The organism is Acidovorax facilis, assembly GCF_050626955.1.
Classification (GTDB): domain Bacteria; phylum Pseudomonadota; class Gammaproteobacteria; order Burkholderiales; family Burkholderiaceae_C; genus Acidovorax; species Acidovorax facilis.
This window is the reverse complement of record NZ_CP192460.1, coordinates 4,247,486-4,273,598: the sequence shown is the minus strand read 5'-3', so window position 1 is coordinate 4,273,598 and position 26,113 is coordinate 4,247,486. Positions and strand designations below refer to the sequence as shown.

At 65.8% G+C, this 26,113-nt stretch carries 24 protein-coding genes; 13 read left to right on the top strand and 11 right to left on the bottom strand.

Annotation, left to right across the window (positions count from 1 at the left end; translation table 11 throughout):
• The first annotated feature begins 341 nt into the window (after positions 1-341).
• Genes ACQ4MJ_RS19585 through ACQ4MJ_RS19570 form a run of 4 tightly spaced genes read left to right on the top strand, consistent with a single transcriptional unit; the run spans position 342 to position 4,023 of the window.
• Positions 342-1,466 (top strand): MlaE family ABC transporter permease, encoded by a 1,125-nt coding sequence (locus ACQ4MJ_RS19585; protein ID WP_176887926.1) that lies wholly within the window; start codon positions 342-344, stop codon positions 1,464-1,466.
• A complete protein-coding gene (locus tag ACQ4MJ_RS19580) occupies positions 1,463-2,350 on the top strand; it encodes an ABC transporter ATP-binding protein (RefSeq protein ID WP_121421978.1) in 888 nt (295 codons plus the stop codon). The genes ACQ4MJ_RS19585 and ACQ4MJ_RS19580 overlap by 4 nt, the downstream gene beginning before the upstream one ends.
• The gene (locus tag ACQ4MJ_RS19575) at positions 2,350-3,312 is read left to right on the top strand and encodes an MlaD family protein (RefSeq protein WP_121421979.1); all 963 of its coding nucleotides are present in this window, start codon (positions 2,350-2,352) and stop codon (positions 3,310-3,312) included. The genes ACQ4MJ_RS19580 and ACQ4MJ_RS19575 overlap by 1 nt, the downstream gene beginning before the upstream one ends.
• 12 nt (positions 3,313-3,324) lie before the next feature.
• A complete protein-coding gene (locus ACQ4MJ_RS19570; protein WP_431151570.1) occupies positions 3,325-4,023 on the top strand; it encodes an ABC-type transport auxiliary lipoprotein family protein in 699 nt (232 codons plus the stop codon).
• Between the two features lie 83 nt (positions 4,024-4,106).
• Here the strand turns inward: ACQ4MJ_RS19570 and ACQ4MJ_RS19565 are convergent, their stop codons facing one another.
• The 3 genes from ACQ4MJ_RS19565 to ACQ4MJ_RS19555 all read right to left on the bottom strand — a co-directional run bounded on the left by ACQ4MJ_RS19565 (position 4,107) and on the right by ACQ4MJ_RS19555 (position 9,152).
• Entirely contained in the window at positions 4,107-5,510 is a 1,404-nt protein-coding gene (locus ACQ4MJ_RS19565; protein WP_431151571.1) for an NAD(P)/FAD-dependent oxidoreductase, read from the bottom strand.
• Positions 5,511-5,682: 172 nt separating this feature from the next.
• Positions 5,683-7,128 (bottom strand): DUF1501 domain-containing protein, encoded by a 1,446-nt coding sequence (locus ACQ4MJ_RS19560; protein ID WP_121421982.1) that lies wholly within the window; start codon positions 7,126-7,128, stop codon positions 5,683-5,685.
• Positions 7,129-7,139: 11 nt separating this feature from the next.
• Positions 7,140-9,152 carry a DUF1800 domain-containing protein gene (locus ACQ4MJ_RS19555; RefSeq protein WP_431151572.1) on the bottom strand — a complete coding sequence of 671 codons (2,013 nt, stop codon included), beginning with the start codon at positions 9,150-9,152 and terminating at the stop codon, positions 7,140-7,142.
• 427 nt (positions 9,153-9,579) lie between these two features.
• Between ACQ4MJ_RS19555 and ACQ4MJ_RS19550 the strand changes: the two genes are divergently transcribed.
• The 4 genes from ACQ4MJ_RS19550 to ACQ4MJ_RS19535 all read left to right on the top strand — a co-directional run bounded on the left by ACQ4MJ_RS19550 (position 9,580) and on the right by ACQ4MJ_RS19535 (position 12,355).
• Positions 9,580-9,798: a CsbD family protein gene (locus tag ACQ4MJ_RS19550; RefSeq protein WP_055398709.1), complete on the top strand. Its 219-nt coding sequence runs from the start codon at positions 9,580-9,582 to the stop codon at positions 9,796-9,798.
• A gap of 119 nt (positions 9,799-9,917) precedes the next feature.
• The gene (locus ACQ4MJ_RS19545; RefSeq protein WP_121421983.1) at positions 9,918-10,499 is read left to right on the top strand and encodes a hypothetical protein; all 582 of its coding nucleotides are present in this window, start codon (positions 9,918-9,920) and stop codon (positions 10,497-10,499) included.
• 198 nt (positions 10,500-10,697) lie between these two features.
• Positions 10,698-11,213 carry a hemerythrin domain-containing protein gene (locus ACQ4MJ_RS19540; protein ID WP_431151573.1) on the top strand — a complete coding sequence of 172 codons (516 nt, stop codon included), beginning with the start codon at positions 10,698-10,700 and terminating at the stop codon, positions 11,211-11,213.
• A 95-nt stretch (positions 11,214-11,308) separates the two neighbouring features.
• Positions 11,309-12,355: a sensor domain-containing diguanylate cyclase gene (locus tag ACQ4MJ_RS19535; RefSeq protein WP_055398715.1), complete on the top strand. Its 1,047-nt coding sequence runs from the start codon at positions 11,309-11,311 to the stop codon at positions 12,353-12,355.
• 88 nt (positions 12,356-12,443) lie between these two features.
• On the opposite strand, the gene ACQ4MJ_RS19530 is transcribed toward ACQ4MJ_RS19535, so the two are convergent.
• Positions 12,444-12,764 carry a hypothetical protein gene (locus ACQ4MJ_RS19530; protein ID WP_431151574.1) on the bottom strand — a complete coding sequence of 107 codons (321 nt, stop codon included), beginning with the start codon at positions 12,762-12,764 and terminating at the stop codon, positions 12,444-12,446.
• Positions 12,761-14,242: a cell envelope integrity protein CreD gene (gene creD / locus ACQ4MJ_RS19525; RefSeq protein ID WP_431151575.1), complete on the bottom strand. Its 1,482-nt coding sequence runs from the start codon at positions 14,240-14,242 to the stop codon at positions 12,761-12,763. The genes ACQ4MJ_RS19530 and creD overlap by 4 nt, the downstream gene beginning before the upstream one ends.
• Before the next feature lie 201 nt (positions 14,243-14,443).
• Here creD and ACQ4MJ_RS19520 point away from each other — a divergent pair, with 201 nt between their 5' ends.
• Entirely contained in the window at positions 14,444-14,806 is a 363-nt protein-coding gene (locus ACQ4MJ_RS19520) for a phosphopantetheine adenylyltransferase (protein ID WP_431151576.1), read from the top strand.
• On the opposite strand, the gene creC is transcribed toward ACQ4MJ_RS19520, so the two are convergent.
• Positions 14,803-16,269 carry a two-component system sensor histidine kinase CreC gene (creC, locus tag ACQ4MJ_RS19515; RefSeq protein ID WP_218301226.1) on the bottom strand — a complete coding sequence of 489 codons (1,467 nt, stop codon included), beginning with the start codon at positions 16,267-16,269 and terminating at the stop codon, positions 14,803-14,805. The two genes, ACQ4MJ_RS19520 and creC, sit on opposite strands and share 4 nt — an antisense overlap.
• 439 nt (positions 16,270-16,708) lie before the next feature.
• Between creC and ACQ4MJ_RS19510 the strand changes: the two genes are divergently transcribed.
• Positions 16,709-17,971 carry a porin gene (locus ACQ4MJ_RS19510; RefSeq protein WP_431151577.1) on the top strand — a complete coding sequence of 421 codons (1,263 nt, stop codon included), beginning with the start codon at positions 16,709-16,711 and terminating at the stop codon, positions 17,969-17,971.
• 238 nt (positions 17,972-18,209) lie between these two features.
• Here ACQ4MJ_RS19510 and ACQ4MJ_RS19505 read toward each other — a convergent pair whose 3' ends face one another.
• The 3 genes from ACQ4MJ_RS19505 to ACQ4MJ_RS19495 all read right to left on the bottom strand — a co-directional run bounded on the left by ACQ4MJ_RS19505 (position 18,210) and on the right by ACQ4MJ_RS19495 (position 20,471).
• The gene (locus ACQ4MJ_RS19505) at positions 18,210-18,914 is read right to left on the bottom strand and encodes a response regulator (RefSeq protein ID WP_431151578.1); all 705 of its coding nucleotides are present in this window, start codon (positions 18,912-18,914) and stop codon (positions 18,210-18,212) included.
• A 6-nt stretch (positions 18,915-18,920) separates the two neighbouring features.
• A complete protein-coding gene (locus ACQ4MJ_RS19500; protein WP_055402029.1) occupies positions 18,921-19,556 on the bottom strand; it encodes a MarC family protein in 636 nt (211 codons plus the stop codon).
• A gap of 168 nt (positions 19,557-19,724) precedes the next feature.
• A complete protein-coding gene (locus ACQ4MJ_RS19495; RefSeq protein ID WP_431151579.1) occupies positions 19,725-20,471 on the bottom strand; it encodes an SDR family oxidoreductase in 747 nt (248 codons plus the stop codon).
• A 115-nt stretch (positions 20,472-20,586) separates the two neighbouring features.
• On the opposite strand from ACQ4MJ_RS19495, the gene ACQ4MJ_RS19490 reads away from it, so the two are divergent.
• Both ACQ4MJ_RS19490 and ACQ4MJ_RS19485 read left to right on the top strand, forming a co-directional pair.
• Positions 20,587-21,276 (top strand): dienelactone hydrolase family protein, encoded by a 690-nt coding sequence (locus ACQ4MJ_RS19490; RefSeq protein ID WP_431151580.1) that lies wholly within the window; start codon positions 20,587-20,589, stop codon positions 21,274-21,276.
• 151 nt (positions 21,277-21,427) lie between these two features.
• On the top strand, positions 21,428-22,366 hold the full coding sequence (locus ACQ4MJ_RS19485; protein ID WP_431151581.1) for an amidohydrolase: 939 nt from the start codon (positions 21,428-21,430) through the stop codon (positions 22,364-22,366).
• A 38-nt stretch (positions 22,367-22,404) separates the two neighbouring features.
• On the opposite strand, the gene ACQ4MJ_RS19480 is transcribed toward ACQ4MJ_RS19485, so the two are convergent.
• A complete protein-coding gene (locus tag ACQ4MJ_RS19480) occupies positions 22,405-23,520 on the bottom strand; it encodes a heavy metal sensor histidine kinase (RefSeq protein ID WP_158603838.1) in 1,116 nt (371 codons plus the stop codon).
• Between the two features lie 55 nt (positions 23,521-23,575).
• A complete protein-coding gene (locus ACQ4MJ_RS19475; protein WP_431151582.1) occupies positions 23,576-24,259 on the bottom strand; it encodes a heavy metal response regulator transcription factor in 684 nt (227 codons plus the stop codon).
• 788 nt (positions 24,260-25,047) lie between these two features.
• On the opposite strand from ACQ4MJ_RS19475, the gene ACQ4MJ_RS19470 reads away from it, so the two are divergent.
• The gene (locus tag ACQ4MJ_RS19470) at positions 25,048-26,061 is read left to right on the top strand and encodes a porin (protein ID WP_057228604.1); all 1,014 of its coding nucleotides are present in this window, start codon (positions 25,048-25,050) and stop codon (positions 26,059-26,061) included.
• The last annotated feature ends 52 nt before the right edge of the window (positions 26,062-26,113 follow it).

Below are 26,113 nucleotides of genomic sequence, written 5' to 3'. Positions count from 1 at the left end.
TATCAGCGCACGATGGTAAAGCGCTGGCGGCCTGTTTGATATTAATTTCACGCATTCCTGGCCCGCCTGTGCTTGGCGCACGGCCCTGGGGGTCCTCTGCACGAATCGCCGCGCCGTGTGCATCTGCGGTCTCGGGTGGTCTGCGGCGTTGCAAAACCTCGCAATAGCTACGGCTATTGCGAGGTTTTGCGCCTTGCAGCCCATCCCGATCCGCAGCGCACACTTTCCGCTCGATTCGTGCAGAGGATCCCTGGCGGGCATCAATCCTACGTGCCGCCTGCGTCCGGCTCCGCTACCATGCACGCTCCCTTTCATTCTTGGCAGCCCGCGCTGCCCAGTTCATGACCGACCCCGCTCCTCGCATTGTTCGCGCCGACACGCCCCAGGGGCCTTGTGCGCAGCTGCACGGGCGCTGGGGCGCGGCGGAGCTGGGAACCGGGGCACAGTGGCAGGCCGTGTCGGGTCAGCTGCGCAGCCACCCGGCCGCACCCACGCTGGGCTGGGACCTGATGCAGCTGCAGTGGCTGGACCACGTGGGCGCCCAGTTGCTGTGGAACCACTGGCAGCATGCCTGGCCCGAGCGCCTGGCTTGCACCGACGCCCAGCGCGACATGCTGGCGCGCGTGGCGCAGTTCACCTGCACCGCGCCGCCGCCCGAGCCCTGGCGGCTGGGTGAGCAGGTGGACCACCTGGGGGTGCTGGTGCTGCACGGCGTGGACCATGCCCGCCACATGCTCGAAATGGTGGGCCGGCTGGTGCTGGACCTGGGCCGCCTGGCGCGCGCGCCGCGCAAGGGGCCGTGGCGCGACGTATCGGGCCACCTGTACCGCATGGGGGCCACGGCCCTGCCCATCACGGCGCTGGTGGGCTTTCTCATCGGCGTGGTGCTGGCCTACCTCATGAGCCTGCAGCTGCGGCAGTTTGGCGCCGAGTCGTTCATCGTCAACATCCTGGGCATCTCGCTCATCCGCGAGCTGGGGCCGATGCTGGCCGCCATCCTGGTGGCGGGGCGCTCCGGCTCGTCGATCACGGCGCAGATCGGCGTGATGCGCGTGACCGAGGAACTCGATGCCATGCGCGTCATGGGCATTCCTCACGGCTTTCGGCTGGTGATGCCGCGCACCATTGCGCTGGCACTGGCCATGCCGCTCATCAGCGTGTGGACCACGCTGGCAGCGCTGGCGGGTGGGATGCTGGCGGCCGACGTGGCCATGGACATCTCGCCCGGCTACTTCGTGCAGGCCCTGCCCGCCGCCGTCAAGATCGGCAACCTGGGCCTGGCCATGGCCAAGTCGGTGGTGTTTGGCGCGTTCATCGCGCTCATCGGCTGCCACTGGGGCCTGCGCGTGAAGCCCAACACCCAGAGCCTGGGCGAGGGCACCACCGCTTCGGTGGTCACGTCCATCACCATGGTGATCATCGTGGATGCGTTGTTCGCTGTGGCATTTAAAAACATAGGCATATGAGCAGCCACGCACGCACATCGTTGCCCGAGCACATCGCCGTGGCGCCCGGCGAGCCGCCCATCGTGGACGTTCAGGGCCTGTGGACGCAGTTTGGCAAGGGCGATGAAACCTTTACCGTGCACCAGGACCTGAACTTCACCGTGCAGCGCGGCGAGATGCTGTCGCTGGTGGGGGGCTCGGGCACGGGCAAGACGGTGCTGCTGCGCCAGATCCTGGGCCTGGCCCGGCCTGCGCGGGGGCAGGTCACGGTGCTGGGGCGCCCGGCGTCCGAGATGGGGCGCGAGGGCGCGGCCAGCCGCGTGGGCATGCTGTTCCAGCACGGCGCGCTGTTCTCGGCCTTCAATGTGCTCGACAACGTGGCCTTTGCGCTGCGCGAGCAGGGCACGCTGCCCGACGACCTGGTGCGCGACGCCGCGCTGGTCAAGCTGCAGATGGTGGGCCTTCAGCCCGAGCACGCCACGCGCATGCCGGCGGATCTGTCGGGGGGCATGGTCAAGCGCGTGGCGCTGGCGCGTGCGCTCATCATGGACCCGCCGCTGCTGCTGCTCGACGAACCCACGGCGGGGCTGGACCCCAGCAGCTCCGACGACTTCTGTGCGCTGCTGCGCGAGCTGCGGGCCGCGCTGGGGCTCACGGTGGTCATGGTCACGCACGACCTTGATACGCTGTTTGCGCTCAGCACCCGGGTGGCCGTGTTGGCTGATAAGAAGGTCATCGTCACCGGTCCGCCGCACGAGGTGGCGCATTTCAAGCACCCGTTCATCGAACATTTCTTCCTGGGTGAACGTGGCCAGCGCGCCATGGCCCCGGTGCAATCCGTGGAGCACGCCCTGGCAGCACAGACCGCCGCCGCCGTGCCCACGCCCGACAAGGAACCCAGCTGATGGAAAACAAATCCCACGCCCTCGCCGCAGGCATCTTTGTGCTGGTGGTGGCCGCCATGCTGGCGGGCCTGGCCATCTGGCTCACGCGCGACAGCGCCAACTACGAGCAGTACGAGCTGTCCACCAAGGACGGCGTGAGCGGCCTGCAGCCCCAGGCCGCCGTGCGCTACAAGGGGGTGGCCGTGGGCAAGGTCACGCGCATCGGCTTCGACCCGCAGGTGACGGGCAACGTGCTCATCCGCATTGCCGTCAACGAGCAGGCCCCCATCAGCCCCACCACCTTCGCCGTGCTGGGCTACCAGGGCGTGACGGGCCTGGCCCACGTTCTGCTGGACGATGCCGACCAACCTTACCCCGAGCTGCCCCCGGGCCCCAGCGGCCTGCCGCGCCTGCCCATCAAGCCGTCGCCGTTTGGCAAACTCGCCGAGCAGGCCCCCGCCATCCTCACCCAGGTGGAAGAAGCCACGCGGCGCATCAACCAACTGCTGGGCGACACCAACCAGCAAAAACTCACCGAAGCCCTGGGCAACATTGCCCAGGCCGCAGGCAGCGTGAACACGCTGACCCAGCGGCTCGATGCCACCGTGGCCCAGCGCCTGGACCCGGCCCTGGCCGCGCTGCCCCCGCTGGCCAGCGATGCGCGCAAGACCCTGCAGTCCCTGCAGCAGGCCGGCGCCAGCGTGTCGGTGCTGGCGGCCGACGTCAGCAAGACCACGCAGCGCCTGGGGGCCGAGGGCGGCCCCATCGACCAGATCACCATCGGCACGCAGTCCCTCGCCCGCGCGGCCGACCAGTTCAGCACCACCACGCTGCCGCGCCTGAATCGCGCGGCCGACGACACCTCGCGCGCGGCACGCACGCTCAGCCGCACGGCGGGTGGTGTGGCGGACAACCCCCAGCTGTTCATCTACGGCTCGGGCCGCATCCCGCCCGGCCCGGGCGAACCTGGTTTCGCGCCCTGAGGAGAAGCGTTGATGAAAAACACTATTAAAAACATAGCTGCTATCGCTTTTCCATCAAGCGCTAGAGGTCTATTTGTTTCAGTTGTTGCTGTGGGACTGCTGGGCATCGCAGGCTGCTCGGCGCTGCCCAGCCCGCCCTCGCGCCCCGTGCTTTACGACTTTGGCCCCGGCCCGGTCGCCACGGCCCCCAGCGATCGCCGCGCCCCCTTGCCCCCGTTGGCGCTGGCCGATGTAGAGGCCCCGGGCCTGCCCGAGGGCAGCAACGCCGTGCTCTACCGCCTTGCCTACGCCGACGCCCAGCAGCTGCGCCCCTACAGCCAGGCCCGCTGGAGCCAGCCACCCGCCCAGTTGCTGCAGCAGCGCCTGCGCGAGCAGCTCGGCCAGCGCCGCGCCATCCTCAAGGCCGACGACGGCGCGGCCCAGGCGCGCGACGCCGCCCAGGGCGGCCGCTTGCCAGCCGTGCTGCGCGTGGAGCTGGAAGAGTTCAGCCACCTATTTGCCAGCGCCTCGGACAGCGCGGGCGTGGTGCGACTGCGTGCCACGGTGGTGGACCTGACCCTGGGCGGTGAAGCGCTGCGCGGCCAGCGCGTGTTCACCGTGCGCACCCCGGCGCGCAGTGCGGATGCAGCAGGCGGCGTGGCTGCATTGGCCGATGCATCGACTCAGGTGGCGCGGGAAGTGGCGGAGTGGGTGGAGCAGGTGGGGCGGTAGACCGACGCTGCGGTGGGTGTAGCCCGGTGGGTGCCTGTCGTCTGTCGAGGCCCCGCCTTGTGGCGATCAGCGGCGCCCACCGGTTATGAACGTGTCGGCGCGGCGGTTTCTGCCTGTTTTGCTCCGTTGGATTTAGCGCTTCCCTCGATCCCCGTTACAACCCGCGCATAGCGCGCAAAGCTCCAGTACGCCCAGGCCCAGTCCAGCAGCACGACCAGGCGGTTGCGAAAGCCGATCAGGAAGTAGACGTGCGCGAACAGCCAGAACAGCCACGCAAAGTAGCCCGAAAACCGCACCGGCCCAGCGGGCGAGGTGAGGTCCACCACGGCGGAGTTGCGGCCGATGGTGGCCAGGTTGCCGTAGTCGCGGTAGCGAAACGGCTGCGTGGCCTGGCCGGCCAGGCGGCGCAGGATGTTGGCGGCCGTGGCGCGCCCCATCTGCTTGGCGCCGGGTGATACACCGGGAACGGGGGTGGGCTCCTGGCCGGGCGCGTGGCTGTTGGCAGCAGCCAGGTCGCCGATGACGCTGATCTCGGGGTGGCCGGGCAGGCTGAGATCCGGCGCTACCACCACGCGGCCCGCCCGGTCGGTGGCGCAACCCGTGGCCCCGGCCAGTTGGCGGCCCAGCGCCGACGCCGCCACACCGGCCGCCCAGACAATGCATTTGCTCTTAATTTGATAGCTAATTGCGCTTGTTGGTTGAGCGCTGGATGGCGATTCGACCATCAACCCGTCGCTGTCGATGGCGGTGACGCGGGCGTTCAGGCGCACTTCCACGCCCAGCTTTTCGAGCTGCTCCCTGGCGCGCTGGCTCAGTGCCTCGGGCATGGACTGGAGCACGCGAGGGCCGCCTTCGAGCAGGATGATTTTTGCGCTGGCCGGGTCGATGTGCCGGAACTCGCCGGGCAGTGTGTGGCGTGCGATCTCGGCCAGCGTGCCCGCCATCTCCACGCCCGTGGGGCCTGCGCCCACGACCACAAAGTTGAGCCAGTCGGCGCGGCGGGTGGGGTCCGCTTCCTTTTCTGCCGCCTCGAAGGCCAGCAGGATGCGGCGGCGGATCTCGAAGGCATCGTCCAGCGTCTTGAGGCCCGGGGCATGGGGTGCCCAGTCGTCGCGGCCGAAGTAGCTGTGGGTGGCGCCTGCAGCAACGATGAGGTGGTCGTAGGGCAAGGGGGCAGACGGGTGGGGCCCGTCCTTCAAATGCACGGTGCGCGCTGCCACGTCGATGTGCGTGACTTCGCCGAGCAAAGTCGTGACGTTGGGCTGCTGCCGAAACAGGTGCCGGATGGGCGCAGCGATGGCCGGCGCCGACAGCCCGGCCGTGGCCACCTGGTAAAGCAGGGGCTGGAAGAGGTGGTGGTTGGTCTTGTCGATGAGCGTCACATCCAGCGCGGCACCGCGCAGCGCACGGGCGGCTTCGAGGCCGCCAAAGCCGCAGCCGATGATGACAACACGGGGGCGGGGCGAGGGAGCGGAAGAAGTGGTCATGCCCCCATTATTGGGGCTCACAGCTTCCGGGCAGCCTGTGAAACGGGCGCCCTCCCGGACAAGGGCAGCCAAGCAAGGGCCGCCCCGCAGCGAGGGCTGCGTCCCCCCGCCCGCAGCGCGCAGCGCTACGAGAGCGGGGGGAAGTGGCGCAGCCGCTCAGGGGGGGCTCACATCACGCCATGAAACCCAGGTTGGTCGGGTAGTCGGCCCCGCCAAAGTGGCTCAGGTTGGGCAGCACGCCCGCCAGTTCGCTGTTGCTCACGCCAAACCAGCTGGCCAGCGTGGCCGCGTACTGGTCCACCGAGGTGCTGGGCAGCAGGCGGCCCTGGCCCACATGCCACTGGTCGTTGGCATCGGCAGTGTTGGTGATGCTGACTGGCGGCGCCTTGCCATAGAAGGCCTTGCCCTTGACTGCGCCACCCACCATGAGATGGTGGCTGCCCCAGCCGTGGTCCGAGCCGTCGCCGTTGGAGCTGAGCGTGCGGCCGAAGTCCGAGGCCGTGAACGCCGTCACCTTGTCGGCCACGCCCAGTTCGACCGTGGCGTTGTAGAACGCGGTCATGGCTTCGCTCACGCGCTGCATGAGCGTGGGCTGCTGCGAGATCAGGTTGTCATGCAGGTCGAACCCGCCCAGCGACACCATGAACACCTGCCGTTTGCTGCCCAATGCGGTGCGTGCACCAATAAGGCGGGCGACCATCTTGAGCTGGTCGGCCAGCGAATTGCTGGTGGGGAAGGCCGTGGCCAGCGTGACACCGGCCAGCCCGGAGGTGATGGAAGCCTCGGCGCCCACAGCCCGCGCGGTGACGCGGTTGTATTCGTTCTCCAGCGTCTGGCCGCTGGTTTGCTGGATCAGCGAGGTCAGCGCTGCGCGCACGGCCGTGGAGCCGTAGACATTGCTTTTGACGCCGTTGATCGGGATCGCACCGTTGGTGCTGACCTGGTACTGCAGCGCGGAGTCGCCCGAGAGGAACACCGCATTGCCCGTGACGGAGATGCAGGTGAACAGCGAACTGCCGTTGGAGGACAGCGCCAGGTCGCCGATGTTGCCGCCCCAGCCCACGGTGGAGCCTTCGGGCGAGGACGACTGCCAGACCGATTGCTGGTCGTTGTGCGAGAACAGCTTGGGGGGCAGCGGGTACAGCGCACGGTTGCTGCCGCTGTATTGCGCACGCGTGAGTGGAACCACCAGGGGGCCCACGTTCAGCTGCACGGCTGCCTTGCCGGTGTTGAACAGGTTGGTCAGCCCGGTCATGGCAGGGTGCAGCGCGTACTGGCGCCCACCGGCCAGTGGCGTGGTGGGCGCGAGCAGGGTGGGGGTCAGGGCGGACTTGGCCAGGGCAATGCCCCCCGCCGTCTGTCCGGCACCGCCTCCGCGCGCGGCGCTGTATTTGTTGTAGCTGTCGTCGTCATAGGTAATGACGGTGTTGGCGTAGTCGTTGCCGCCGTACAGGAAGACGCAGACCAGCGCCTTGTAGTCGGTGGCCGTGAAAGCTGCGGCTTCGCCCACGGCGGCGAGATTGAGCGCAAAGGGCAGGGCGGTGCCTGCCATGCCCAGCTGGGCCGAGCGGCGCAGGAAGGCGCGGCGGGAATGGAGGTCGGGTTGGAGGAGATGCATGGCGGCGCGCCTTATTTCTGGATCAGGTATTCGGCCGAGGCCATGACGAGGAAAATCGCGGCCGCCACGCGGTCACGTTTGGCGTTGTCCGTGCTTGCCGCCGTGACGGGGGTCGTCTTGAGGGCGTCTGCGATGAGCTTGACGGTGGCTGCAGACAGCTGGCCAGCCGTCATGAGCAGGTTGATCCGGTCCACGAGCGCATCGGCATCGGCCACGATGGCCAGTTCGTTGGTATAGGCCGCCTTGATGTCGAAGCCGTTGTTGCCGTTGCTGCCGTTGTTGGGCAGGTCTGGCGCGTTCACGAAGATACCGTTGCGGATCACGCCCTGCATGTAGTTGAGGTAACCGCCCACGCTGCTCTCGTTGACCAGCTGGAACTCGGGCGCCACGGCACCGGCCGTGGCCAATGCCGTCGAAGGCGGCACATAGCCCGGCCGGAAGAAGTTGAACACCGATGGCGAGCGCAGCGGGCTCTGCGCCAGGCGCGAGCCGGCCGAGCTGAGGTCGCCGATCTTCCAGCTGCCGTATTGCGACGCGATGCCAAAGGTGCGGCCCCACTGCACAAAGCGCAGCATGGGCTCGCGCAGGCGGCCGAACATGGGGTCCGTGAGCCCGGCGGGCGCACGGGCTTCGTCGTCGAGCAACACAGCCTTGACCACGGCCCGCAGGTCGCCCCGCACGCCGAGGCCGTTGTTGTTGAAAGCGGCCGCCACACGGCTGATGTAGCCGGGTGACGGGTTGCTGGTGACCAGGCGCTGGATCAGCTGCTTGCCGATGAATGGCCCCACGTTGGGGTGGTTGAAGATGGTGTCCAGCGCCGTTTTGAGCGCCGCCGCACCGGGCGTGCCAGCGGCAACCGTGGTGCCCAGGAAGGTGGCGGCCAACGTGGAGTGCCGCGACTCGTTGAGTGCCATGGGCAGCCGCGTGAAATGGGTGCTGGGCACGGTGCGCGTGGTGCCAGGCACAGTGGTCGGGGCATTTTGCGACTGGTCGTAGTCGTAGCCCGTGAACACGCGTGCCAGGTTGGTGATGTCGCTCTGGGTATAGCTATCGACCACCTGGCCCGAGCCATTGCGCTTGGCTGTGCCATCCTGGTTCAGCTCCACGAGCCCGATGGACATCAGCTGCAGGATCTCACGGGCATAGTTCTCATCGGGCTGGCGGCCGGTGGAGGGGTTTTCCTTCTGGTTGCCGCGCGTGTTGAGGTAGTAGCCCATCGCTGGATTGAGGGTCACGTCCTCCAGCAGCTTGCGGAAGTTGCCAAAGGCGTTGGCAACCAGCTGGTCCCAGTAGTGGGCGATGGCATGGCTGCGCCAGCTGAAGTCCAGGCCCGAGAGCGATACCACGCAGATCTCGGACAGCGCGAGTGCCACGCGTTTGCGCAAGCCGTCGCTGGATGTCATGAGCTGTTGCCAGATCATGTAGTCGCCCGGGTAGGTGTTGTCGTAGTACGACGTGGCGTTGTCCACCGTGTTGTACCCGCGCTGGTTCAGCCAGTCCCACCCTTTGGTGCCGACGGGCAGGCTGAACTGGTTGTTGATCCAGCTGTCGTAGGTGCTGGCGCGCAGGGTGGCGATTTCGCCGGTGGATGCCGAGAACTGCGCTTGCAGGAGAAACCGCGCTGCTTCCTGGTCGGTGTCGGCCCGTGTGTAGGTGTAGCTTCCAGCTCCCGGGGCTGGCGGTGGGGGCGGCGGCGTCGCAGGCCCTGGAGCGGGTGTGGGGCCGGGTGCTGGTGCAGGCCCTGGGGCGGGCGGCGTGGCGGGACCCGGTGCGGGGGCCGGGCCAGGCGCCGGTGCCGGGCCAGGGGGGGGCGCAGAGCCCGGTGTTGGCGTCGTGGGCGGGCTCACGGTTTCATCAGCCGCATCACCACCACCACAGGCCGCCAACGCCACGCTGGCCATCAGGGCGGCGAGCGTGGCCTCCTTGGGCAACGGGGCCGGGCGCGGAGCCGGCTTTGTGGTGTCGATTCCCTCTGCGACCTCGGCAGGCGCTGCTGCGCAAGGCTCCTCTTTCAACAGTGTCATGGTGGTTCTGCTAGTTGTTTGTCACGCGAGCAACACCCTGCGTAGAGCCTTCCAACGCATCGCGTGCACGGGCCGTCTGCGTTGGTAGCTCTGCCCTGGGTGCCAAGGCCGGTGAATCAAGTGTATGGATTTGCAACTGGGAGCCACTCGGGCTAAATCGTTATGAATGACTACAAAAGTCACCAAATGCAACTTTTTACCCAATGAGGTCGGTTTCGACTATGGCGTATTCACCCACGGTTTTCTGAGCGGCGATCCCGAGCGGCTTGTCTGGCATCGGTGTAGTCCACAGGCCGACGTTCTCTGCCTCTGACTGCCTACGTGTGGCGCGGCGCGGGGTTTCTACAGTGGGCTCATCGCTGACCGGCACCGTTTACCGCCATATCGGTGGCATGGCCGCAGCGAAACAACCGCAAGGAAGAAGACCATGAACGAAGACACCCTCAAGGGCAACTGGAAGCAGTTCAAAGGCAAGATGATTGAACAGTGGGGCAAGCTCACGAACGATGACTTTGACGTCATTGATGGCAAGCGTGAACAGTTCCTGGGCAAGCTGCAGGAGCGCCAGGGCATTGCCCGCGACGCAGCCGAAAAGCAGCTCAAGGAATGGCAAGAACGCCACCCGGACTTCCGCTTCAACGACTGACCGGTTGCCCGGCGCAGGGGCTCGGCCCCTGCCCTGCAGCAACACGGGAAACGACGGCTCCCGCACCCTGGTGCAGGCAGCTGGACACCCCTGAATCACCCAATCCCGAGGAGAAACCCATGAAATTCGCACGTACTCTGATCGCATCCGTGGCTGCCGGCCTGCTGGCAACCTCTGCCTTCGCCATGACCGAACCCGAGCACAAGGCCGCCAAGGAGCGCATCTCGGCCGACTACAAGGCCGACAAACAAAAGTGTGATGCCCTGAAAGCCAACGCCAAGGACGTCTGTGTGAAGGAAGCCAAGGGCAAGGAAGATGTGGCCAAGGCAGAACTGGAAGCCCAGTACAAGCCGAGCCCCAAGGCCACCCAGAAGGTGGCAGAAGCCCGCGCTGACGCTGCCTACTCTGTCGCCAAGGAAAAATGCGATGACCTGAAGGGCAATGAAAAGGATGTCTGTGAAAAGGATGCCAAGGCTGCCCAGGTGAAGGCCAAGGAAGATGCCAAGGTTGCCGCAGCGCAGGCCAAGCCTGCTGACAACGCCGCCGAAAAGGGCGCCGCCGTGGCAGAGGCCCGCAAGGATGCCAACGCTGAAAAGAACGACGCCAACTACAAGGCCGCCAAGGAGCGCTGCGATGCGCTGTCGGGTGATGCCAAGTCCAAGTGTGTGGACGACATGAAGCGCATGTACGGCAAGAGCTGATCCGCTGGGGACCTCTCAGTGGCCGGTACTCCCAGCCGCTGGCAGTCTTCACAATGCCCCGCCCCGTGCGGGGCATTTTTTATTGTGGAGTCCGGATGGTACTGAGTGGTTGATGCCGAACTGACCTGCATCAACACGCCCTGGTGGCTGGCGGCCTAAGCTCATGCCCTGTTTTTGTCTCGCTGCAAAGGGATTCCCATGGCACAACTCGAATGGTCGGACGCGCTGGCCCTGGACCTGCCCCTGATGGACGACACCCACCGCGAATTCGTGGACCTGCTGGCCGCCGTGGACCGGGCCGACGATGCGCAGCTGCTCTCGACCTGGCATGCGCTCGTGGAGCACACCGATCACCATTTTGCGCAAGAGGACGCCTGGATGGCGTCCACCCGTTTTGCCTCGGGCAACTGCCACAGCATGCAGCACCGGGTGGTGCTGCAGGTCATGCGCGAAGGGGTGGTGAGGGCCCAGCAAGGTGACCTGCAAGTGCTGCGTGTGATGGCCAGCGAACTGGCGCTGTGGTTTCCGCAGCACGCCCAGAGCATGGACGCTGCGCTGGCCCTGCACTTGCGCCGTGTGGGCTTTGACCCGGTCTCGGGCGTGGTGCACGCGCCGCACGCGTTGCCGGGCGAACTGATCCAGGGTTGTGGTGGATCGACCTGCTCCGACACCTCGGCCGGTGTTACCGCCACCGAGCCAGCGGCAATGGCCTGAGAGCGTCAACAGGCTCTTACCCCCGTGCGTAGGCCGCGCCGGTGTGGCATGCTGCCAAGTCTCTAGGCAAGTGGGCGGCATGACCGCTGTGCTTCATGGCCGAAACCTCTTCCCCTGTGGCTCTGTACGACGAGGCCGCAAGTCTCCAAGCCCTGCAGCGCTATGGCATTCTCGACACGCCGATGGAGCCCGCCTACGACGACCTGGCAGGGATTGCGGCCCATGTGTGTGAAGCCCCAGTCGCCCTGATCAGCCTGCTCGACAGCCACCGCCAGTGGTTCAAGGCCTCAGTGGGGCTCCCGCTGCGGGAAACCCCGCTGGACCAGTCCGTGTGCCGCTACGCCGTGCGGCAGCCCGGCGTTTTCATCGTGCCCGACCTGGCGAAGGATGCGCGTTTTGCGCACTTCAGCATCGTGACCCAAGAAAATCCGCTCCGCTTCTATGCCGGGGCGCCGCTGGTCACGCCCGATGGTTATGCCCTGGGCACGCTCTGCGTGCTGGACCACCGGCCGCGCCATCTGTCCCAAAAGGCCCAGGACATGTTGTGTGCGCTGGCGCGCCAGGTGATCCGCCTGCTGGAGCTCAAGCGCGCCAACGACCGCCAGGGCCAGATGCTGGTGGAGTTGGAAGAAGCGCGCCGCCAGATGGCCGTGCTGGCCCATACCGATGTGTTGACCGGCCTGGCCAACCGGCGCTCGTTCACCGCGCGCCTTTTGCAGGAGCAGGCCCTTTTGCGGCGCGACGGCGAACCCGCCTGCCTGCTGATGATGGACATCGACCACTTCAAGCGCGTCAACGACGTGCATGGCCACCATGTGGGCGACCAGGCCCTGCAGCTTTTTGCCACGCTCTGCCGCGATGTGTTCCGCGCGGCAGACATGGTGAGCCGCTGGGGCGGCGAGGAGTTTCTGGCCCTGTTGCCTGCTACCCGGGTGGAGCAGGCCCAGGCGGTGGCGCAGCGTGTGCATGACGCGCTGACCACCCACCCGGTGCCGGGGGTGACGCCGCCCTTGGCGCTGACCGTGAGCATGGGGCTGTCCAACTTCGATCCCCTGCGCCCTCTCGACATCACCCTTCGCGCGCTGGATTCAGCGCTCTACGCAGCCAAGCGCGAAGGCCGCAACCGCACCGTGGTGGTGTAGGTGCAGCGAATTTGCTTTAATTTTGATAGCTGCTAGCGCTTTTCAGTAAAGCGCTAGGGCCATATTTTTTCAATATTTCGACGCTGCTTCAGTGCCCTGCGGTGCGGGGCAGTATCAGCGCAGCCATGCGCCATGACAGATCCCGCAGGGCCCGGCGCACGGCGGGTGAATCCTGCGCACCCACGGGGTTGGCATCGCTGCGCGGGCAGAACGCAGCCTCCAGGACCTGCTGCTTGGCGCAGACCAGCGCCACCCGGTCTTGCGCCCGCAGGGCCGCCATCAGCTGGTCGCGGTGGCGCTGCACGCGCTCCGCTTCGGCCAGCGTCAGGGTGGGTGGGTGCGCGGCAGCGCCTGCGGCCGGGCCGGTGAGGTGCTGTGCCCAGGACAGGGGCGTGGTGCGCGTTGTCATACAGCGCTCACCGGCGGTGTCGGGGGCGTGGCGGGGCGCGCAGCCGGTGGGGTGGGAGGGCGCACCTCCGGTGGCGCCGTCGGGCGGCGGGGCGGCGTGTTGCCCTGCGACAGGCCGTACCAGTTCACCTTGCGCGTCAGCACCATCACAGCGGTCAGTACCAGGAACAGCGCAATTGCACCCACCACCAGGGCCGTCTGCTCCAGCTGCAGCAGCACATACAGCAGGCCATACAGCACCGCGATGCCCCCGCCCAGCGGAATGCCCCGCGCCAGCCCACCCAGCATGTGGCTGGCGTAGTAGGCGAGCAGCAGCACACAGGCGCTGGCGGCCACGGCATACGAGATGCCAAACGGCAGGTGCTCCGACAGGCTCACCAGCAGCAGGAAGAAGCTGCACAGCGCGCTGCCCACCAGCAGGTACTGCACCGGGTGCACGCGCAGCTTCTTCATCAGTTCGAACAGGCCCACGGCCACGAAGGTGAGGGCAATGAACAGCACGCCATATTTGGTGGCGCGGTCCGACAGCGAATAGGGGTTCACCGGGTCGATGAAGGCCACGCTGAAGCTGTCGGCGCAGTCGCCGGGGGTGGCGCCTCCGGGCACATAGTCGCTGTGGCCGCCATCGTCTGTGCCGCCCAGGCAGATGCGTTTGCCGTTGGCAATGTCGGCCTGCGCCGTGGTGGCCAGCGACGACAGGCGCCACTGGGCCGCGAAACCGGTCTTCTTGACCTCGCGCTCCGACGGCAGAAAGCGGCCCCCGAACGACGGGTGGGGCCAGCTGCTGGTCATCTGCACCTCGGTGTTGCCACCCAGCGGCACAAAGGCCAGGCGTTCGGTGCCCACCAGTTCCAGGTCCAGCGTGGCGGTCAGTCCGTCGGCCTTGCCGCGCACCGATTCTGGCAGTGCCGCATGCAGGCCCCGGCTGTAGGTGGGGTGGAAGGTGCCGGGCTTGAGGGCCAGGGTCTGCGAATCCAGGGTGAACTGCGCGGTGCGGATGCCACGCGCGTCGCCCACGGCCATCATGACGATGGGCGCACCGCAGTGCATCCGCGAGTTTTTCATGCTGCTTTGCGGCACCAGGCTCGCCAGCGGCCCCCACTGCGCCGTCACGTGGGCCTTGAGGTTGAAGGTGTTCACCTTGTGCAGGCCGCGCGCACGCTCTTCCATCGCGGCGCCGGTGCTGAGCTTGAGCTGCTCGGGCATGGCGGTCAGCAGGAACTCGCGGCGCTGCTCCACCATGCGGCGCTCGTCGCCCTTGCCGGTCTCTACCTCCCAGCTCTCCACACAGGCGCTGTGGATCATCGGGCCCATCAGCGTCTGCGGTCCGGCCAGGCTTTCGGCCACGCTCTGGGCGGTGATGTTGCGGTAGCGCAACCGGTCGCGCACCACGTCTTCGATCATGCCGAGGCCAAAGAGAAGCAGCACGGTGATGGCGGCCAGCGCTGCCAGTTTGGTGAACAAGGGGTGTTTGAGCAAGAGATCCTCCACAAATGATGTTGTGGAGGCAGTGTTGTGGCCCGGTGTGAGGGCGCTATGAAGTTTGTGAGGCCAGTGTGAAGTCGGGCGTTGTGTCGGCATGACCTGTCAGGTCATCGACGGCCGAACTCCTTGCACCTACAAACGGCACATGGCTAAAAGAAACACGTTTAGGGGGGCGGCATGCGCTATGGGGTTCCGGTGATTCTGGTCTTGGTGGCAGTGGTCCATGCCCTGCCGCTGGTGGGCGTGCTCGGGGCGGGCAAGCTGGCGCAGCTGTACGGCACCCCGGTGCAGGATGCAGGCGTGGAGCTGCTGTTGCGGCACCGGGCCGTGCTTTTCGGGCTGCTGGCCGCCTTCATGGGCTATGCAGCCCTGCGCCCCGATCTGCATCGGCTGGGCCTGGTGGCGGGGTTGGTGAGCGTGGTGTCGTTTCTGCTGCTGTCGTGGCTGCAGCGGGGCAGCGCGATCAGCGCCCCGCTGGTGACGGTCGTGCGGGTGGATGGGGTGGCACTGGCCTTGCTGGTGGTGGGGCTCGCTCTACACCTGCGCCGCTCGCATTAACTGGCGGGAAACTCCAGCGCCACTTGCAACCCAGGCCCGGTATTGCGCACCACCATCTGCCCCCCGTGCAGCGCCATCACGCGCTTGACGATGGCCAGCCCCAGGCCCGATCCACTGCGCTCGCCGCCTGGCCGCGCGGTGGTGAAGAAGCGTTCGCCCAGGCGGGGCAGGGCGTAGTCGGGCACGCCGGGGCCGCTGTCCCGCACGGCCACGGTGGCGCCGTCCAGCTCCACCTGCACCGTGCTGCCTGCGGGCGCAAAGTCGATGGCGTTGTCCAGCAGATTGGTCAGTGCCATGGTCACCAGCTCGGCCTCCCAGGGGCCGTTGCTGCCCGTACCGGACAGGGCCAGCATGATGCCGCGTTGCGCAGCACGGGCGCGTGTCTGGCCGATGGCGGCCTCGGCGCAGGCCTGCAGGGCCACAGGCGCGCGACCCTCGGCATGGTGGCGCTGCTCCAGTTTGGACAGCTCCAGCAGCCGGTCGATGATGCGCTGCAGGCGCTCGCTTTGCTGCACCACCTGGGTCGCAAATTCGGCACGGTCGGCAGCGGGCAGCTCGTCCTGCAGCAGCTCGCCCGCGCCCCGGATGGCCGCCACGGGGCTTTTGAGTTCGTGCGTCAGTGCGCGCACGTAGCCCTCGATGTAATCGCGCCCCTCCAGCCGGGCACGCATGCGGTCCATGGCGCGGGCCAGGTCGCCCAGCTCGCCCGGTACCTCGGGCACGGCCAGGGCCGTGGTGGGCGGGGCGCCGGGGTCATGGCGCTCGCCATCGGCCGGGCCCTGCACGCTCAAGGCGTAGTCGCGCAGACGGCGCACGTTCCATACCATCCACAGCGTCACGGCCACGCCGACGGCGGCCGAGAGCGCCAGTAGCAAGAGACCGCCCATGAACACCTTGCGCTCGGCGCGGTCGATGAAGCGCTGCACGGTGCGGGTGGGTTTGGCCACCGTCAGCACGCCTGCAATCTGTTCTTTCACGTAGATGGGCGCCGCCACATGCATCACGCCGCTGGTGTCGTCGTCTTCCACATCGCGCGTGGAGCGTGCGCCGTACTCGCCCCGCAGCGTGCGGGCCACGTCGCGCCACTGCGAGTAGTCGGCGCCGATGGCGCGGTTCTCCGAGTCGAACAGCACGCGGCCCGTGGTGTCGGTCACATAGATGCGGTAGTCCAGTGACTGCTTGGAGAAACCCCAGATCGCTGCATCGATGGGCCGCGTGGCGTAGCGGCGCACATGCTGCGCAAACGGGCTGGTGCTGCTGTTGTCAGCCCCCGCAGCCAACCGCCCGGCGGCCAGGTCTTCGCTGGCCAGCTCGGCCAGGATGTTGGCAGTGTCCACCATCATGTCCTCCATCACCTCGCGCACGCTGGGTTTGATCTCGGCCATGAACACGCGCAGCACAAAAAACGCGGCGATGCCGTTGATCAGGAAGAAGGCGAACAGCAGGCGGATGCCCAGGCGCATGGGGCAGTTCTCTTAAAAAAATCTTGACCGGCAAAGCGTCTCAGAAGCGCTGAGTATCGGTATGGAGCAAGACGATGTGGGGGACGGGCAGTGCGTAGCACGCCTGGCGGACATGCTGGTCAGATCGTACAGGCGGTTGAATCGCAAGGTGAATTTGGCCAGGAAGCGCGTTGCGGGCTCCCTGTGCGTGATGCTGCGACCCAGTCCTTGCCATCTGGCACGGGATGCACCGTGGGGACGCAAAGCCTGTTGCGCGGCCCACAAAAGTTGCAAACGCGCAACGTTTTCGCTCGAAAACAGATCGTTGCGACCGGGCTGCTCCAGCGATCCCGTGCTACCCGCTGTTACCGCTTGAGACATGTCACCTAGGCTGAACCCGGAGCTGCCCACGGTGTGGCGCGGGCTTCTGCCAATTTCATGCAGCAACAGGAGACAAGTTATGAACAAAATGCGTGCCCTATCAGCGGCCGTGCTTGGGTGCTTTTCGTCGTTTGGCATGGCGCAAAGCGCGGCTGACGGGAGCAGTGTGACGATGTACGGCATCGTCGACGTTGGCATCCACCATGTCACCGGAGCACCCGGCGGCTCTAAGACCAGCCTTACCAGTGGGAACATGCAAGGTTCGCGCCTCGGATTCAAGGGAAATGAAGACCTGGGCGGTGGATACCGCGCCGTCTTCACGCTCGAATCGCGGCTCGAAGCTGACACCGGCGCACTGGGCAACCGCCCCATTTCCCAAGGGCGGCTGCCGGACCGTCTCAGCAACGCTGGATCGTTGGGCCTGCCCGCTGCGCTTCAGCCTGCTGTGTCCGCAGTGGCCGCCCAGATCGGCAATTCCGTGGGCGTCAACTTGGGCAACAACTTCTTTGATCGGCAAGTGTTCACTGGTCTGATCACCCCGTTCGGTGCCTTCACATTCGGGCGACAGTACACACCGGGCTACTTGGCCAACGCCAACTTTGACGCGATGAAGACCGAGTCCAGCCTGTCACTGGGACAGTTGGTGGCGATTCCGGCTTCGTTCGATATCCGCGTGAGCAACTCACTCCAGTACGGTCTGCAATTGAACGGATTCACCGCCACCGCGATGTACGCAGCCGGGGAAGTCGCTGGTCGGTCGAGCGCGGGGCGGCTGTGGGGTGCCATGGCCATGTACAACGGCAACGGCTATTCGTTCGGCGGCGGTTACAACACACGCAACAACGAACTGGGTGAAAAGTCGCTGACGACCGCTGTCCTCGGCGCGACGCTGGATGTCGGGCCGGGCACCCTGTCGGGCCAATTCAGTGTCATCAAGGACGACCATCCCACCAACCTGTCCGGCATTTCCGCCGTCCTGTCTGCCAACCCGGCCACGGCACCAGTGGCCGGTCTGGTGCAAAACGCCTTCATTCAGGGTTTCCGGCAAGACGCACGCCTGTTCCAGGTTGGCTACCGCATCACCAGCGGCGTGCACGCCGTGACCGTGGCCTACAACAACATGAACGACAAACGCCCGTTCAATGCGGATCGCGCGTCGTATGGGGTGGCTTACACCTATGCACTGTCCAAGCGCACCGACCTGAATGCCGTACTCACACACCTGAACAACAAAAACACGTCGCAAGACATGTTGGGCGGCAACGGATTTCTGGGTGGCGTTGCGGCAGCGCCCGGAAAAGACGTCAATAGCCTGGCACTGTCGATTCGCCATCGTTTCTGAGGGCTTGCAGAGCGGAGGGCATCCGTGTGCTGCGCCGCTCAGGCCCTACACGCTACCCCGCCAGATAGTCCGCCTGTCCAGCCCTCCGGCCCGAGCATTTCTCAGTTTTCGGTGGTTTGCGGCCGTGGCCTGCATGCCAGTGCTCGTGCCTGCTGGGGGCGGGACGCCTTGCAAGGGCCCGCTCTACCTATGAGTACGTGCAATGTCATTGGCTCCATCGACGGGGGCCAATGGGGTTTTAAATATCGATGCAATACCCCATGCCCCGGTGTGTGCTGATGTACTCGCGCCCCGGGTCCACCTCGCGCAGCTTGGCGCGCAGGGTCTTGATATGGGTGTCCACCGTGCGGTCGGTGCTCTCGCTGTCGTCGCCCCAGGCAGCGGCCAGCAGCGCGTCGCGCGAATGAATGCGGCCTGCGCCTCGCAACAGGTGGGACAGCAGGCGGTATTCGCGCCGGGTCAGCGGCAGGGCCTGGCCGCGCAGGCTGATGCGCTGGCCCGTCTCGTCGTCGAGGAACAGCGCGGAGGCCGTGGCGGTGGGCGTTGCCGGGTGGCCATTGCCGTTCCCGTTGCCCGCGCGGCGCAGCAGCGCCTTCACGCGTGCCGCCAACTCGCGCGGGCTGAAGGGCTTGGTGAGGTAGTCGTCCGCGCCCAGCTCCAGGCCCAGCACGCGGTCGATTTCTTCGCCGTGGGCGCTGAGCATCAGCACGGGCAGGGCGGCCGTGGGCGCAGCGTTGCGCACGTCGCGCAGCAGGTCCAGCCCACTGCCGTCGGGCAGGCCCACGTCCAGCACCAGCAGGTCAAAACGTGCGCGCTGCAGTTGCTGGCGCGCATCGTGTACCAGCAGGCTGTGCGTGACGGTCAGGCCATCGCGCTCCAGCGCATAGGCCACGGTGCGGGCGATGGCGGGATCGTCTTCGAGCAGCAACAGGCGGGCGGACATGGAGGGTCAGCGTGCGACGAGGATGGGGAACAGCTTGCCCAGCCCGTCGGCCATCACTTCCACGGCCAGCGCAGCCAGAATGAGGCCCATCAGGCGGGTCATCACATTGATGCCGGTTTTGCCCAGCACGCGCGCAATGGGGTCGGCCAGCGCAAAGCAGACGGCCGTGGCCAGCGCGATGACCACGCCGTAGCCCACCAGCGCGGCGTGCTGCCAGAAGGTCTGTGCGCGGTCGGCGTAAATCACCACCGTGGACATGCTGGCTGGGCCGGTGAGCAGCGGGATGGTGAGCGGCACCACGGCAATGCTGCTGCCCGCTGCTGCCTTCTCGGCCCCTTCTTCGTACTCATTGGTGCTGGGCTTGGCCTCAGCGGGCTGGGCGTTGAGCATGTTCATCGCGCTGATGAGCAGCAGCATGCCGCCGCCCACCTGGAAGCTCTGCAGCGAGATGTTGAAGAAGTCGAGGATCTGCAGGCCCAGCAGCGCACAGGCTGCAATCACGCAGAACACGCTGAAGCTGGCCACCTGTATGGTGCGTCGCCGCTGCGGGTACGAAAAGCCCTGCGTGTAGTGGATGAAAAACGGCACGATGGCCAGCGGGTTCACGATGGCGAGCAGGGTGATGAGCGGTTTGAGATCCATACTAGTTTTCCGTTTTGAAGCTTGTCGCCCATAGATTTTCGACTTGGCGCTGTCGAGGCCAGTGCCCCCGCGCAAGGGCCGCCCCGCCGCGCTGGGGGCGTCCCCCTCCCGCTTCGCGCAGCGAAGCGAGAGAGGGGGAAGGCGCGAAGCGACTCAGGGGGTGCTTCATTACCTTCCTCCAGAGACTTCAAGCAATGACATGGTGGTGTAGGGCGACGCATCCGACATCAGCCATACGATGGCCTCGGCCACTTCTTCGGCCGTGCCGCCGCGTTGCATGGGCACCTGGTGGGCCAGGTCGCGCACGCGGTCGGGCAGGCCGCCGCTGGCGTGGATGTCGGTCTCGATCAGGCCCGGGCGCACGGCGTTCACACGGATGCCTTCTGCCGCCACCTCGCGTGCCAAGCCCATGGTGAAGGTGTCGATGGCGCCCTTGGCCGCCGCGTAGTCCACATACTGGTGGGCCGAACCCAGGCGTGACGCGGCGCTGGAGACGTTGACGATGGCCCCGCCAGTGCCGCCATGGTGCGTGCTCATGCGGCGCACGGCCTCGCGGGCGCAGATGAAACTGCCGATCACGTTGATGTCGAACATGCGGCGCAGGCGCGCCACGCTCATTTCGTCCACCCGCTGGGTGGTGTCCACCACGCCTGCGTTGTTTACCAGTGCGGTGATGCGGCCCAGTTGCGCGTCGATGGTGGCAAACATGGCCAGCACCTGGGCTTCGTCAGCCACATCGGCCTGCACGGCCAGCGCGGTGCCGCCTGCGGCGCGGATTTGCTGCACCACTGCATCGGCGGCGGCCTGGTTGCCCTGGTAGTTCACCGCCACCGCCCAGCCCTGGCGCGCGGCCAGTTGGGCGGTGGCGGCGCCAATGCCTCGGCTGGCGCCGGTGATTAAGACGATCTTGTCCATGAAATCGGGGTCTCCTGCAAGAATGGCGCATTGGAACAGGTTCTGGGTGCTGCGGGCAGCGGTTTGCAGCAGGCAAACCTCCACTCCGGCGCATTTTTATCAAGGAGATTGCAGCATGGGACAGTTTGTCGATCTGACTTCGTGTGACGGTTTTGTATTTCCGGCCTGGGTGGCCCAGCCCGATGCCGCACCGCGTGGCGCCGTGGTGGTGCTGCAGGAAATTTTTGGCGTGAACTCCCACATTCGCACCGTGGCCGACCGCTTTGCGGCGCGTGGCTACCTGGCGGTGGCGCCTTCGACCTTCCACCGCGTGAAACCCGGCGTGGACCTGGGCTACACCGGCGACGACATGCAGGCTGGCATGGGCCTGAAAGCGGCGGTGGAGGCGCTGCCCGCCCCTGGCGTGATGCCCGACATCCAGGCCGCCATCGACTACGCCGCCGCGCAAAGCGGCCGCAAGGTGGGCATCGTGGGCTTTTGCTGGGGTGGGCTGCTCACCTGGCGCGCGGCCTGTACGCTTACCGGCCTGTCGGCCGCCGTGCCCTATTACGGTGGTGGCATGACCACCCCTGACGAAGCTGCGCGTCAGCCGCGCGTGCCTGTGCTGGCCCACTTTGGCGAGCGCGATCACTGGATCCCCGTGGACAGCGTGCAGGCCTTTGCCCGCGCGCAGCCGGGAGCCGAGGTGCACATCTACGCAGCCGACCATGGCTTCAACTGCGACCAGCGCGGCAGCTACGACGAGCCTGCGGCCATGACGGCACGCGACCGCACCCTGGCGTTCTTCGACAAGCACCTCGCATGAATTGGAATCCCCCCTGAGTCGCTGCGCGCCTTCCCCCAGGGGGGACGACGCCGTCGCTGCGGGGCGGCCCTTGCTTGGCGTCTCTGGCGGGGGCGCGCCCATTGCAGGCGCCAGGGCGCAGCGATGAACTGCTCAATGTTTGGAGGCCGCCATGGCGAGTTCGACGTATATCCAGGTTTTGAGGCAAATTTGGCCGCTACCGCTTGCCTGTAAATCGATAGCAGCTATTGTTTTAATAGCATTTGGATTTCAGACCCATGCGGCCGACTACACCGGCCCCCTGTTCGACGCGCACCTGCACTACAACGAGGAAGCGTGGGACGGCAAAACCGGCCCCCACCCGCCCGCCGATGTGCTGGCGCGCATGAAGGCCAGCGGCGTGCGTGCCATCGTTGCCAATTCGCGGCCCAATGCGGGTTCGCTCACGCTGGCGGGCCTGCCGCAGACGCGCGAGGCGGGCGTCACCGTCGTGCCCTTTGTGCGGCTGTACCGCAACCGGGCGGACTACACCGGCTGGTTTGCCGACGAGAGCATCTACACCATGGTGCAGACCGAGCTGGCGCGCGGCACGGCGGCCGGGCCCTACCGGGGCATTGGCGAGTTCCACCTGTACGACAGCGCCAATGCCGACGGCCCGGTCGCCAAAAAGCTCATGGTCCTGGCCGAAGAGCGTGACCTGGTGGTGCTGGCCCATGTGGACGATGTGGCCATCGACCTGCTGATGGCCCACACGCCGTCGAAGGGCCAGAAGGCGCGCCTGATCTGGGCCCACACCGGCATCGGCGGTACGCCCGTGGAGCGGGTGGATGCGCTGATGGCGCGCTACCCCGGCCTGGTGGGCGAACTCTCGTACCGCCCGGGCCTGGTCTGCGGCGACAACCAGCTGTGCCCCGCCTGGCGTGCGCTGCTGCTCAAGTACCCCACGCGCTTCGTGATCGGCTCGGACACCTGGGTCAACCAGCGCTGGCAGCACTACGAAAGCCTGATGCAGGGCTACCGCCAGTGGCTAGGTGGATTGCCTACCGATGTGGCGCGCAAGGTGGCGTGGGACAACGGGGCGGGGTTGTTCGGCGTCCAGGCGCCGCGCTGATCTTGCGACCCAAGGTCCCCGCCCGATCGCACCCCGTGCTACCGGCTGATACGCCCGCGTGATGGCCCAGCCTCCGGTGCACGCGGCGGTGGTGGCGGGAACCACAGGGTGAACACCGTCGGATGGCCTGGGGCGCTGCGCACGTAGACCAAGCCTCCATGCAATTCCATGGTGCTTTTTACGATGGCCAGCCCCAGGCCAACGCCGGGCGCTTGTTCGTTGCTCGGACTTTCAACCCGGTATGCGCGTTCAAAAATCCTGGCCTGGTGCTTGAGGGCGATGGGTTCGCCCTCGTTAGAGACCGAAATATGGCAGCCGCCATTTGATGCCACCGATCCTGAGAGCACAACCGTGCTGCCTGGGCGGGCGTGGCGAATGGCATTGGTCAGCAGGTTGCCGGTGGCGCGGGTGAGCAGGGTGTCATCAGCCCAGACGTGGGCGCTCTGGTCTACCTGGAGCGCCAGCTCCAAACCCCGCTCCTGGGCGAGCAGTTCGAAGAAGGCTGCGATGGCCCCTAGCCGTTGCTCCAGCGGGATGAAGGTGGCATGAACGGCGCTTTGCTGGCTCTCGGCGCGCGCGAGGAACAGGATGTTCTCGATCATCCGCCCCATGCGCTCATACGTTGGCACAGCCGACTCGATCACCGCACGGTATTCGTCCGCACTGCGGGGACGGTCCAGCGTGACCTGCGCGACCATCAGGAGGCGGTGGATGGGAGTGCGCAGATCGTGCGCAATGTCGGACGACACACCCGACAGGCGGGTGAAGGAATCCTGGAGCCGGTCGAGCATGTTGTTGAACGCCCGGGCCACAGGTTCCAGCTCGGCAATGTTGTTCTCGGGGGCCAGCCGTTCGTGCAAGGCATGGGCGCTGATGCGGTTGGCCGTGTTGGCCAGGCGGTGGGCCGAGGACAGGATGAGCTTGGCGGTGCACCATGCGAAGAGGCTCGCGGCCAGCGCGCCGACGCCCAGCGTGATGGCAAACACACGCCATGAGCGCAGGGCAAAGGCATGGCCCCGCGCGTGCAAATCCTCTGCAGGGATATGGACCATGCCTCCGTTGCTGGCGAGCAGCGGCAGGAGGTCGTTGAAATCCTGGCCCAGCAGGTAGATCACCATCCAGAAGCTGGCCGTGATCAACAGCAGGGTGATCAAAGAAATCGCCAGCGCGATCTTCAGGGGCAGAGAGCGCCGCAGGAAAGTCCTCGCCCTAGGCGTTGTTTCGGAGTTCGAGGACATAGCCGACGCCCCTGACGGTGTGAATGAGTTTTTCGGCGAAGGGCTCGTCGATCTTGGCGCGCAGTCGGCGCACCGCCACATCGACCACATTGGTGTCACTGTCAAAGTGCATGTCCCACACGTTCTGCGCGATCAGGGTGCGCGATACGACCTGGCCGGCATGGCGGGCCAGATAGTCCAGGAGAACAAACTCCTGGGTGGTGAGATCAATGCGCAGCGCGCCCCGTTTGACGCGTCGGCGGGCGGTATCGACTTCCAGCTCGCCCACGCGCAGCACGCCCTCTGGTGCGGACATGGGTGCGCGGCGGCGCGCGACCACCTGGATGCGTGCCAGCAGTTCGGAAAACGCAAAGGGCTTGACCATGTAGTCGTCGGCACCCAGCAGCAGCCCCTTGACGCGGTCTTCGACCTCATCGCGGCCCGATATGAAAAACACCGGTGTCTGTTGCTGTGTGCGAATGCCCTGCAGCACATCCCAGCCACTGGCGCCGGGCAGCCCCACGTCGAGCAGGATGAGGTCGTAGTGCCCTGAGGTAGCTAGGTGCAGGCCTTCCACCCCGTCGAACGCCGTGTCTACAACATGGCCATGCTCGGTCAAGCCCTTGTACAGGTAAGCAGCGGTTGATCGTTCGTCTTCAATGGAAAGCAAGCGCATGTGACGAGATCCCGGCGGTTTCTCAAGGGACAAAAAAAGGTGGAGTGCAGACGGATGGAGGGAAGCTGCGGATTGACTTTGGTGGATTGTTGAAGGTGCGTGTGGATTTGAGAAGCTTGCTGGATCGAAATGCACTGTTGCGAATTCACGAACAGTCGTGAGTGCTTGTGTGCGGTCTCGCGGGAGGATTGGTCTGGAGCGCGACCATGATCCTCGCGGATGCTTCGGGTGCGCCGTTTGCGCTAGGGATCCTCTGCACGAATCGAGCGGCAAGTGGGCGCTGCGGATCGGGATGAGCTGCAAGGCGCAAAACGCAGCAATAGCCGCAGCTATTGCGAGTATTTGCAACGCCGCAGACCGCCCGAGACTGCAGCTGCACACGGCGAGGTGATTTGTGCAGAGGGTCCCTAGCCCTTGCGCAATCAGCGGTTGTGTCTCCTCACCCGATTTCGCGGCAACCTTTCGGGCCGTGGTGTTTGCAGCCGGTCTCTGCTTTTGCAGCGGTTTTGCAAGTCCAGGCTATCTATCTATTGCACACCGTGTCTGGCGTACCCATCCCGCCAAACCGCTGTGTGCCTCCCGGGGATCGCCAACAGCCTTTCAGTTCGGAGGGAATGTGGCACCTGTGAAACGGCGTTGTCCCAAACCGAGGGGGGGGCGCATGCGTGTCCCCCGTGGTTGCGCTCTGCGGTCTGTGGGCACGAGGGTGCAGTGCCTACGCTTGCACCATGTCCTGCCAACAAGGCGTGGGACATGACTCCGATTGAACCCACTTAACAAGGATGACCATGAAAAAATTCGCCACATTGGCTGTGCTTGCAGCCATCAGCGCAACCTCTTATGCACAATCGTCTGTCACGCTGTTTGGCGTGGCCGACGTGGCGGTTCAGGTGGGCCGCGGCAGTGAGACGAACCGGACCAGCGTGGGCAGCGGTGGTCTGGCTTCCAACCGCCTCGGTTTCCGAGGTATTGAAGATCTTGGTGGTGGCATGAAGGCTGGCTTCTGGCTGGAAGCCGGTTACAACCTGGACGACGGTACTGGCGTCGGCAACACCTTCAACTTCAACCGTCGCTCGACCATCAGCCTGATGGATGACCTCTGGGGCGAAGTTCGCCTGGGCCGTGATTTCACTGCGACCTACAACAACATCTATGACGCATTCGGCGACAACGGCGTCGGCGCTCTTCTGAAGACGACTTCGCTGGGCAGCAACTACGGCTACGCCATGCAGACGCGTACCAGCAATTCCGTGTCGTACTTCACGCCCAGGAATCTGGGTGGGTTCTTTGGCCAGGTGCAGTACTACCGTGGCGAGGCCGCCAATGGCTCCAATGACGGCAATGGCTATGGGTTGCGCGCTGGCTATGAAAACGGCCCCCTCAATGTGGGCGTGAGCTACGGCTCGGTGTCCAGCCTTGGTGCGTATGGCGACGTGACGAATGCCAACATCGGAGGTTCTTACGATTTCGGGGTGGCCAAGCTGCTGGTTGAAGCTGGGCAGGATGAGTCCAAGGCCCGCGACGAGAAGGCTCGCCACTACATGATCGGCGCAACGGCTCCCGTGGGCAGCGTTGGTCTGGTCCGCGCTTCGTGGTCCCGCGTCAGCGTTCAGGACACCAATGTGCAGGCGAACAAGTTTGCCGTGGGGTACGTGCACAACCTGTCCAAGCGCACTGCCCTGTACACCACCTTCGCGTACCTGAAGAACAAGAACGGTTCTGCGCTTGCACTGAACGGTGCCAAGACCAGTGCAGGTGACAACTCCAAGGGCCTGGACTTCGGCCTGCGCCACACGTTCTAAGACCCCAGGCGGTCTTCCTCTTGCCCATCGTGATGGGCAATCCTCTCCAAGG